Source organism: Empedobacter sp. 225-1 (assembly GCF_030328185.1).
Lineage (GTDB): Bacteria > Bacteroidota > Bacteroidia > Flavobacteriales > Weeksellaceae > Empedobacter > Empedobacter stercoris.
Genome location: NZ_JACALO010000097.1, coordinates 1 through 524 on the forward strand (window position 1 = coordinate 1; position 524 = coordinate 524).

A 524-nucleotide genomic window follows, 5' to 3' on the forward strand; every position below is an offset into this window, starting at 1 on the left:
TGTCTTGAATTAATAATGTAATTAAAGATTAAATAAGAAAATTTGTATTTATTTTCTCTAATAGTTTGGGTTTCGTTAATGAGTTCATCTATGTATCTTCTTGCGGTTCTTTCGCTAACATCTAACTTATTAGCTAAATCTTTTAAGTTGTATTGTTTCATTTTTTTAATTGTCAAAGATTGTCAAAGATTGTCAAATATTTGTCAAAAAAACAGGTTATTTATTTAAGTATTTTTCCTCTACAATTTGTTCCATTTTCTTTTTTAAAGCACCAATTATAAAAGCTTTTCGGTTCGTAGCATAAGCAGACGGCTCTCTAAGTTCTGATAAAAAATCTAATAAAGATTCTACAGATAAATTATTATATAAATTCTCAAATAAATTTAGGTTATTTTTTAATTCTTTGTCTGTGTAATCAAAATTGTATTTTAAATAATCTTCTACATTTTTTGGAATAAACCATCGGTTTGATATTTGTTTATTTAAACGTTGTTTTTTTATTTCATCATCTTCAAATTGTGGTT

At 23.9% G+C, this 524-nt stretch carries 2 protein-coding genes; both read right to left on the minus strand.

Annotation, left to right across the window (positions count from 1 at the left end; all coding sequences use genetic code 11):
* A partial coding sequence (locus HX088_RS13965; protein WP_353619313.1) for an HTH domain-containing protein occupies window positions 1–161 on the minus strand: 161 nt, incomplete at its 3' end.
* A gap of 55 nt (window positions 162–216) precedes the next feature.
* On the minus strand, window positions 217–524 hold a 308-nt coding region (locus HX088_RS13885), incomplete at its 5' end, for a hypothetical protein (protein ID WP_502875142.1).